Origin of the sequence: Lelliottia sp. RWM.1 (genome assembly GCF_016859735.1) — a bacterium.
Classification (GTDB): Bacteria; Pseudomonadota; Gammaproteobacteria; order Enterobacterales; family Enterobacteriaceae; genus Enterobacter.
The window spans coordinates 66124-75982 of sequence record NZ_WLVC01000022.1 but is presented as its reverse complement, the minus strand read 5'-3'; the positions used below and the strand labels follow the sequence as shown (position 1 = coordinate 75982).

Annotated in this window: 6 protein-coding genes; all 6 read right to left on the bottom strand. The window is 48.0% G+C overall.

Annotated features, from left to right (window positions below):
* Nucleotides 1–1183: DEAD/DEAH box helicase (locus GF617_RS16070; protein WP_375290474.1), on the bottom strand; the 1183-nt coding region annotated here is incomplete at its 3' end.
* On the bottom strand, nucleotides 1180–2796 hold the full coding sequence (gene abpA / locus GF617_RS16065; RefSeq protein WP_203452079.1) for an anti-bacteriophage protein AbpA: 1617 nt from the start codon (nucleotides 2794–2796) through the stop codon (nucleotides 1180–1182). The genes GF617_RS16070 and abpA, both read right to left, overlap by 4 nt.
* Nucleotides 2797–3115: 319 nt before the next feature.
* Nucleotides 3116–3775 (bottom strand): HNH endonuclease family protein, encoded by a 660-nt coding sequence (locus GF617_RS27155; RefSeq protein ID WP_239006504.1) that lies wholly within the window; start codon nucleotides 3773–3775, stop codon nucleotides 3116–3118.
* Between the two features lie 173 nt (nucleotides 3776–3948).
* A complete protein-coding gene (locus GF617_RS16050) occupies nucleotides 3949–5040 on the bottom strand; it encodes a DUF262 domain-containing protein (RefSeq protein ID WP_203452078.1) in 1092 nt (363 codons plus the stop codon).
* The gene (locus GF617_RS16045) at nucleotides 5027–6367 is read right to left on the bottom strand and encodes a DUF262 domain-containing protein (protein WP_203452077.1); all 1341 of its coding nucleotides are present in this window, start codon (nucleotides 6365–6367) and stop codon (nucleotides 5027–5029) included. The genes GF617_RS16050 and GF617_RS16045 overlap by 14 nt, the downstream gene beginning before the upstream one ends.
* Before the next feature lie 415 nt (nucleotides 6368–6782).
* Nucleotides 6783–9854 carry a type III restriction-modification system endonuclease gene (locus GF617_RS16040; RefSeq protein WP_203452076.1) on the bottom strand — a complete coding sequence of 1024 codons (3072 nt, stop codon included), beginning with the start codon at nucleotides 9852–9854 and terminating at the stop codon, nucleotides 6783–6785.
* Between the last annotated feature and the right edge of the window lie 5 nt (nucleotides 9855–9859).

The following is a 9859-nucleotide window of genomic DNA, read 5'->3' as shown; positions in this document are numbered from 1 at the left end:
AATCGGCCCAGATCCGCGAAATTTTAATCAGCGAGTCAGCTTGGGAAGAAATGACCTGCTTATTCGCACCTTCCCTAGGTAGCGCGCCAAAATGCAAGCCGATACCGTTTCTTAGTGCGACCGCGTAATCCCAGTCGGCATCGAACTCTTCGCTGATCCAGTCGATATGAGGACTTTTAGTTAGAGTGCCATGCCCAAGCCTGATCAACTCGCGCGCCACTTGGCCGGCAACAGTTGGTGACTTGCAATAAATGATCGTAGCGTCGACGCATGCGTGCGCGATCTCCCCCAGCGCTTTGAGCTTGGCTTCGTCGTCATTCGCTTTAATGCCGAACGTCTGAACATCTAGTGCGACCGTATTGAAGTCGGTGGAAACGAAAGTATGCGGATATCCAAGTCTTTCGAGACCGCGAATACTGTTTACGAACGGTCCAGTCAGGTAAAACTGCTTGGAGACTTTAAGCAGTTTGCTCAACGCAATGTTGAGCTCAATGACTCGCTCGTCTTGATGATCAGTGGCCCCGCTTTTCAGTTGCCGGAACGCCAACTTGTAAAACTCGTCAATGACGAAGAGGTCAATGTCGATGATGTCGTTACGCTCGTTCACTCGCTCCTGCGTTAATACGTAGACAGCCTGATCGGAATGGCACACTTGGGAACTGTGGTGGATAATCTGATATCGGTCACCGAATCGTTCTTGCAGTCGGCGACGGGTTTCGTCGGCAAGAGCCACGGTCGGAACAACCAGAACGAGCCGCTTCAACGTTCCCATGCCGAGCAACGAATCGACAATTGCGCTTTTGCCCATGCTTGTAGGAGCGCTCAGTACCACGTTTTGGCCGGACTTGAGCAGATCGAATATGTGGAACTGCATTGAGTGGAAAACGTAACCATCCGAGAATGGCGTTCGGTATAGCTCAAGTACCCTCAGGTCGTCTGGTGTCAGGCCAGTGAACTCTTTTTTGAGGTACGGGAACAAACCTGATTTTCTCACCATATTTTTCAAAATTGTGGTGTGCTCGGAAAACCGCTCGCGCGAATCGAGAGCACGTACGATCAAGTCCCGTCCCAAGTCATACGAAACAGGATTGGACAACAGCTTGTTAACCGTAAACAGGTAATTGAAAGATGAGAAGTCCTCACCCTGCAGACTATTTTTCGCCTGTTCATAGAGCTCTGTCATACGACCTCTCTCACCTTCTCATCAACCAATTGGGTTAACCGCTCAAGACTCGGAGCTGGATAAATGAACACGTGGATGCAAAGATTCGCGAACGGTGAATCCTCGATGATGTCAGCCGCGAATCTTTCGAATAGCACTGTCGTTTCCTTCTCCAGGTCATCCTCAAACCCCGGCGTTTCAGGCTCGGTTAGTAGGTTCGAGTCGTAGCCTACGAACAGAACAAACGTGAAACGATCGAGGTGAGCATCGAAAGGTTGGCTGCCATCAAGAATTTCGTCAATGTCGTGGCGAAGCAGGTAGTTGTCGTCTTTAATGTCGAGGATCTTTCTGCGTGCTGTATCGATGCAATCCGAAATGTCCTCGTACAACCGATCCCGTATCTGCGGCAATCTGACGGCAATGTCAATATCTGTCACCAACTCGCTGAAGCCAATCCAAAGCTGATCACCTTCTGGATCGCGGCGAACGATATGCACGTTTTCAAGAATTTTTTCGGCCCCAGCTTTTTCCACGTATAGCATGCAAGGGATAGGCTGGCTTTCGTGGTGCTGCCGGATCGTTGCATGCAACAACACTCGCCCCAAGAATTCGCTGACGTCATGAAGCGATTTGAAGACGGAATTCTTTAGTCGCTCTCGCTTTTCAATGAGTGTCAGTTTATGAATATCAGACATTTCTTTTGGTCGGAGAAATACCTCATCCAACCATTGGCAGACGTTATCCGCGATGTGCTTGTAGCGGTATTTCTTAAGCGAGTATTGTTGATGTAGAACTTGGCCTTTACGCTTAGCGCAGACCGAAGCCATAGGCGCTCTAAATGGCGTGAGGATGTGGGGTAAGTCCCGTTTTACGTAGATTTTGCGTCCTGACCGAGACTGGTCATCTTCGACACGTTGTTTGAACCACTCAAGTAAGTCTGGTCGTAAGTAGGACTTGTCATCCTCACTGTGAATGCGTCGAGAATGCTCGCCCTTGCGCGTCACAGTATCAAGGATGCGGCACCAAATGTCTTCAGCGACGGTCTCGGAACTTAGAATGACCCCATGTAGATCATGGGAGGCCAGCCGTATGTTCTTGATCCCTAGAAGTTCAAGTTCTCGCAGGGATGAAAACACTTCCCATATAGCCGCATCGATCCAATCTGAAACGCTTATACCTGAGTCTGTTAAAAAATTGTCTGTGCGTTTGTTAAGGTCATCGATGAGTTCCTGTCGACCTGGCTTATCTAGCCGAGCGTTTGGGCTGATCGTCAAGTACTCCAGGGTTTTGTTGACCTTTTCCTCTGTGACGATGGAGTACCTACGTCCAAGGGACAGGTCAGACTCACACTGCATTGATTTGTGCAAAATTGAACTGCAGGGGATCGTCTTTTTATCAGCACCTTTTGAATTCTGAACGATGTCAGAAATGTTCCAACGTGCTTTGCCCGTGCTTTTTACCTGAACGAAGTCGATGTATCTATCAGATACAATGTCGATATCGTCTGTGACCTCGCAGCGTACACTGCGGATAGTCTTGTCACGAAGCATTCGGGTGACATGGTAAGCGGCTACGCAGTCCTGAAATAAGAAACCGTGCTTGGCGGCTACCCCGCCTGAATCGTTCGACTCCATTTAGATATCCGTGACAATTTTGCGAAAATTAAGGAGATGTTATGACTCAGTCCAATCGGATCACTGCATCATCACCAGTGATCTAAATACTTCACAGCCATTCTCGGTCGCAGGTATCAAGCTTTTCAGGATTCCACAAATATTGGAACCCTGACGTCTAATTTGGTTATATAACATACTGTCCCAACTGACGTAAGATAGGCACAGCCTTAATCAAGGTTTTGGTTTTCAAATAGTTCAGAGCTGAGACTGCCAACGGCGCTATGGCACCGCCAGCGATTGTAATCACACTTGATATTATAAAACACAGTTGCACGCATTATTTCCTGGTTGGTAAGGTCTTATCTCGATGCTCTTTGAGCAATGTCAACATCGCGTGTTCATGGCTTTCTATGTTGTTGAGGCCTTGCCCATCCGGACCCCACTCCTTATAGCTCATCATGATGGCTTGTTTGAGGCTCTCTGCTCGTTCTGTTTCGACGTAGAATTTTTTCTTGTCTGCTGGTGAATAATTACTAAGTCTCGAGTTGCTGCTTGGTGAGATCAGGCAGAGGTTACCGAAACGATGGACATCATCCCCCATTTTGTTTGCGCCAGAGGGATCGGTTTGAGGAAAGTAGTGCTCAACCGATGTTCGGCTCGGTGAAAACTGGAAGCCGTCAAAATGCTTCTTAATCTCGGGATTATTAAGCCCTTTACCATCAAATGATTGGCCAGCATTAAGCTCACGCCACAAACGATAATCGAGTAAATTGAACACAAAGTTCTGCACACCGGTACCACGATGCAGAGCTTCGACATTGAATTGTTCCGTTTCACCACAAATCTCTGACAGGAACTCGTGGCTGAGTTGTTCAAGTTCCCTGAGGTAAGCAGCTCCGTCAACATTAAGTTGGTCCGAAGTCAGGGTATTCAAAATGTCCAGCGAGCGATTGAGCCATCGTTTATAAACATAGGCAGGGTGGGAGACATGGAACATCGACAAGATCATCGCTAGTTGTTTATTTACACCAGACAGTTCATCTTGATCGAAAGAGTTGTTGTAGCTAAAGCTCGAATTCCTGTCTCTGGCATAGTACTCAAGTGTCAGCAGGCTCCACTTCTCAGCCTGATCGCGCTTAATGATATAGCGGTCAAACAAGACTCTAAACTTCAGCAAGTTAAAAGCAAACTGAGTGATTTTTTTCGGTCATTTTTTATGATTTCAAATGCCTGAAGTAGCTTTTTATCGTCCAAAGACACGGCATTATCCACTGTCACTTTTAGCACATGCAGTAGGAAGTTGGAGAAATCGATAATCGAATCAAAACGCTGCTCTTTTGCTTTTTCATCGTTGTCATCAGTGTGATGAAAGCGTCGCCTTTTGATAATTTCCCGTAGCGTCGGCTTTTCGTGTGTATCAGGATTAGTTTCTATAGCACATTTTATCACCTCAAAACTCGCCGGGAATCCTAGCCACTGCTCACCAAATAATGCTTTGCGAGCCTCTGAGCTAAAGCCCAATTGCACATATCGATTCATGTCAGCGCAGGCATCCCATATGGCAGAAAAGCCGTTTCTTGCAGCAGTTTCACCGCTGTAAACTGACATCAAATTCGCTTTCAACACTTCGTGTTTTTCTAGCTGTTCACCTCGGTTATTCATGATCTCAAAGTAGTGGTTGAGATCAGTCTCTGTTGGCACCGGAACCCGCAAAATAGTGACGCGCTGGAGTAGATATCGGCAAAAGTTGTTGGTGTCTATGTTCTCTTTCTCAAAGTAGCGTTCAATAATAGTAAACGCCGCTCGGATTGAGGGTTCTTCAGGATCATTGCTCTGAGCCTGTTGAAACAGGTTATGTAGCGTTCGGGCTGATTTAGGACGGCTGTCAAAGTCGAGATTTAGGTGAAGCGGGGATAAATCTTGTTCGCTGCAGCAAGCAACTTTTTTTAAGTATGCGAGCAAAATCGACAGCGTTGTGTACCTTTGCTGTCCATCAATCGTTTCATAGACTATTACGCCTTGGTGTGCGCTATCAGCGCCATCTCGGACATATACCACCAAGCTGCCCAGATAGTATTTCGGGTCTTCCTGTTGCTCTGCATTTTTAAGGGCTTCAGCAGCATCGGCAATGTCCCGAATAAGCTGTTCAATCTCCTGCGCGCCCCAGGCGTAGTTACGCTGATAAATAGGGATAACATAATGGCTATCAGCGCTGAATAACTGTTCGATGGTCAGCAAGGCTAAATCGTTACTCAGTGGCATGTACATCTCCCTGCATCTGAGCGATTGAATCTTCTACGGGTTTGGCATTTTGAAAACGAATGTTTATACAACGCTTTGGCTGAAAGCGTAGGACTTGTTGTGGGTGGATCGCTTTATCGAGCACTCTCAATAGTCCTCGGGGCTCACGCGCATAACCATCAACACTGTCCATGCCGATTTTTTGATATTGCAAGCGCAAGTAGTAACTCCAACAAAAACAGACTGTTGCGGCTTGAATTAATTCTTTATCGCCAAACTTATCGTAATAGGCCATCACTGCACACATAAAGAGATTTTTAATATACATATCCCCTTTGCGTGAACTGCCAGCGTAACGGGTATGTTTTTTTAAGAAATTGCCAAGCAGCGCGTTGTCACCTTCAAATAGGGTGTGATGCAGGGATTTGTAGTGCTGGATATACTCAAAAAAGCGCTTTCCGTTAATTATTAACTGATTAACCTGAAACGGATAAGGTTTATTCTGCTTGTCCCACTTCCTGTTAGGGTCGTTATTGTAGTGCTCAACCGCAAAATCCAGGGCGAGCAGAGACTGCAGATAATGGTAATCAGAGGTGGAAAGGTTGACGCCTTTGAACACCTCAAGATTGTGGCGGCTGAACTGCACGCCATAATCGCCATCCAGCCATCGGCGCAGGCGGAACAAATACTCGCCCATAATGAGGTGAAGGTTAGCGGATTCATCATCCGGACTGACTCCTTGCTCCCATAAACTAACGTGGTGTAGTCGTTCCGCTTGCTCTGTAGCATCCATCATTTCGCGCAAATGGTATGCCTTTAGTAAGTCATGGGGCGCGAGGGCCTTACCCCTGGCGTTTTGCGAGTCGAAAAACTGAAAGGCTTCGCTCAAATCATCGAGCGTCACTTCGATCAGTTCACACTTGTTACACACGAAGTGAAGTAGTGATTTGCGCTCGTTATCATTTAGTCCCACGAGGCGGTTCTCAATGACTTTGGCATTGTGCTCAAGGTTATTGATGCTAACCCTTGAAGCAAAAGATTGTTCCAACAGGGGCGTTGAAAACTCATCACTCTGATCGAGCACTGAGCAAAGCAAGGTTAAGGTCAGAAGGCGCTGCTGACCATCAACGATATCGAGTTCACCTTCATAAGCAGGTTTTAACTTATCCCGGTGCAACACCACAGTCCCAAGGCGGTAGCTCTGTTTATTTTGGTGGGTTAACACATCATCAATTAGTTGATTGACGTGTTTTTGTTGCCATTTGTAGGGGCGCTGGTATGACGGAATAGCGAGGCGCTGTTCTAGCAGCATCCTCGTTTTTTTTACCTGATAGGATACATTTCCCATGGCTACATTGCCTGCTCAACAATCGCATCTGCCGGTTGGAGTTGGATATTCTGGCTGGTTCCCTGACGAGTTTTTCGCATATCCCTGAGTGTCATTAGCTCATTTCCTTTTTGTTGTAGTCGGATTCAAGTCCGAAGATAAACGTTAAGCCGCCCTTTATCGTCATGCGAATATTGCCGATGACTACATGTTCCTCAGACACTGATTCGGTCTGCTGCATCACGCGCACAGATAAGTTAATCGCAGCTAAAGTATCTTACCTCAAAGCATTGCTCGGCCGTTTTCAGATGGGAACTAACGCCGTAATACAAACGCAAACAAGAGATGCCGGACGAAAGCTCAGATGCGGCCATGTGCATAGGTGGCAATTTGTGTGCGCCATAATCTCACCACCACATGGCCAATCCTTTGTATCTTACTTGACCACTTCCATCAGCTTACCGAAGCTATCCACTACGTCATACTTCACGTTTCCTGGAGCAAACTTCTTGTTGATCTCATCGAAGAACTTACGGGCACATTTAATCTTGGTAGCTTCAATAGGCCGTAAATCCAGTGACGACATCGAGCCCTTGGTCTCAGCAACGAAATACACATGCTTGACCGAGCCTTCTTTGAAGGAAATGGCCCAATCGGGGTTGTAATCGCCGACAGGGGTTGGGATCAGAAAACCACGTGGCAACTTGGCATATACCACCACATCCTTGCTGGTATCCAGCTCTTCGACAAACTTACGCTCAATCGCAGAGTCGGTAAGCACGTAGTCATAGATGTGATTTTGCAATTTATTCCCGGCCTTACTGAGATCCTGTTTGCTCTGGCCCGTGGTAAAGATGTCCAAATCAAACTTGTCTTCTAGCGTGTCATAAGCCAGATGCTCGATAATGATATTGGCCTTTTGTTCGTTGACCAAGCGAATGGCTTCGGCAATGAAGCTTTCCGGATTGCTCTTGAATTGTGCGAAGACGTCAGCATTGAGGCCTTTAAGAATTTCGGCAACGGTTCGTCTTGTAAGCAACGTCCCCTCTGATAACTTGCCAATCAGATCGTACTGCACAGCGGAGTGGATGGAGGCGTTGTGCGATTCTGTTTCGGTAACTTTCAGCTCGAAGGCATTACCCTTTTTGAGGCCATCGTAAGTTGCCGTATCAGTCTGCTCGCCACGGTGAATGGTGTATTGCAACGGCGTCACACGCAACCCTGCATTCTTGTCATTGAGCGCCTTGATCGCATTGTTCACTAGCTCAACATCATCAAACAACACGTTGTAAGTAGCCTTGCGATTGATTCGCCCCCACAGCGCCTTGAATTCCTGCTTTTCAAAGTTGGCGTTGGTCTGCAGCCTTTTAGGCTTGCGACCGTCGTCTATCTGCATGAGTTGGCTTTCGCTGAATACGCTATCAATCAGCTGAAATATCTGCTCTGCATAGGGTTGCAGCTCATCCGGCAATGCCTTCAGCGTGCCGTCTTTCTTAGCTTGATGGTACTTCTCCGTGATATTGCGTTTCTTATCGACGTAGCCGTTCTGGATCAGATAAAACTCGATGTCCGTGGCCTGGTCGTCCGATACCGTAACCGGGCCTTCGTTCGTGTTCAGCAACTTGCCCGTGAAGTAGGCCTTGTCCGCCACACGCGGACGAGCTGACAAGGACTCGCTAATGTCCTTCTGCAAGGCTGTTACGAAGTCCTTGTAACTTTCGCTGGCCACAACTGTCAGTACGTTAATGTCATGAACAATGGACGGGTGATCCATGCGATCACCATTCTGATTGACGGACAAACGCAGGCCGCGCCCGACCTCCTGGCGACGTGAAATGGTGTTATCACTATGCTTGAGCGTGCAGATAACAAACACGTTCGGGTTATCCCAACCCTCACGCAAGGCCGAGTGTGAGAAGATAAAACGCACTGGCTCAGCGAGTGATAATAGCCGTTCCTTGTCTTTGAGGATCAGATCATAAGCGTCTACGTCATCCGACAAGCCCGCATTTTCACCGCGTGCAGCGACCTTGGGATCGGTGAGGCGCTTGCTCTTCTTGTCGATGGAAAAGTAGCCGCTATGCGTCTTATCGGCCGCAATGTGGCGTAGATATTTAGCATAAGGGGAGTCCGCCTCCATAAGCCCATTATCAAACGCTTCTTGAAGGTGCTTAGCGTACTCCTCTTCAAAGATTTTTGCGTACTCTCCCTTTTCTTCGGCTGCGGAGTAATCCCGGTACCTGGCTACTTCGTCGATAAAGAACAACGAGAGAACCTTCACCCCTTTCTCGAAGAGCTCCATCTCCTTATCAAAGTGCGCCTTGATCGTCTCACGGATCTGAATGCGGCGCAGCGCTATCTCGGAAATATCACCAGTCGCATCACCCACCGTCAGCTCTACGCCATTGGTAAAGCTCAAGGTGTCCGTATTGGCATTGATGTCCGATACCACAAACCCATCGCGGTATTGATCCAGCTCGTTCGATAGCACAAACAGATTGTCACCCTTACCGAGTTTGCGAGTGACGCGCTTAATGTTGCCACCGCTGAGTTTCTGTTCGAACTCCACAACCGCAACTGGCGGTTTTTTGTTTGATATTTCGATGGCTTGTAAATAAAGATAGGCATTGGTTCCCGCCAGTCCCTTCACCGAGATACCGCGCACCTCAATTTTCTTCACCAGCTTCTGGTTGTAGGCATCGAGCGCATCCAGGCGGTGGATCTTGTTGTGTGTGGTCTTATGGGTAGCGGAATAGCGCAACACCATCAACGGTTTGAAATTCGCCAGGGAATCGAGCGTCTTGTCCCCCTCCATCCGCTGCGGCTCATCGAGGATCAAGATAGGGCGGTTTGCGCTGATCACATCGATCGGGCGACGTGACTGAAAATCATCGAGCGCTTCGTAGATGCGGCGATTATCTTTGCCGGTGGCGTTAAACGCTTGTACGTTGATCACCATGACATTGATACCGGCATCGGAGGAGAAGCTCTCCAGATGGTGCAACTGCTTAGAGTTGTAAATAAAGAAGCGCGCCTTCTTGTGGTAGGTCTCCTGAAAGTGCTCGGCCGTGATATCGAACGACTTGGCCACGCCCTCGCGGATGGCAATGCTCGGCACCACTATAACGAACTTGCTCCAGCCGTACTGTTTGTTGAGTTCGAAGATCGTTTTGATGTAGCTGTAGGTCTTACCCGTACCGGTTTCCATCTCGATATCAAGATTTAGCCTGGCGACCTTGTTCTTGACCAGGCTATCCGATAACGGCAGGTTTTGCTGGCGCTGTGCCAGTTGGATGTTATCAAGCAAGGCAACCTCACTGAGGGTTAGCTCAGCATTTTTAAAACCGGTATCTAGCGCAAACAGATCATCCATGCCGTTTTTGGTATTACCAGGGTCAAGGCGATAGCTCATGGCTGCATTAGAGGCCGGTGGCTGCCCCTGAAAAATATCGACGACCGCCTGCACAGCGGCAGCCTGATAGGATTGATGTTTGAATTTAAGCTTCATTGCAC

Excerpts from the sequence above, each read along its gene's own strand:
- GF617_RS16050 (WP_203452078.1), bottom strand. The coding sequence starts at position 5,040 with ATGCCACTGAGTAACGATTTAGCCTTGCTGACCATCGAACAGTTATTC.
- abpA (WP_203452079.1), bottom strand. The coding sequence starts at position 2,796 with ATGGAGTCGAACGATTCAGGCGGGGTAGCCGCCAAGCACGGTTTCTTA.
- GF617_RS27155 (WP_239006504.1), bottom strand. The coding sequence starts at position 3,775 with ATGTTCCATGTCTCCCACCCTGCCTATGTTTATAAACGATGGCTCAAT.
- GF617_RS16045 (WP_203452077.1), bottom strand. The coding sequence starts at position 6,367 with ATGGGAAATGTATCCTATCAGGTAAAAAAAACGAGGATGCTGCTAGAA.
- GF617_RS16040 (WP_203452076.1), bottom strand. The coding sequence starts at position 9,854 with ATGAAGCTTAAATTCAAACATCAATCCTATCAGGCTGCCGCTGTGCAG.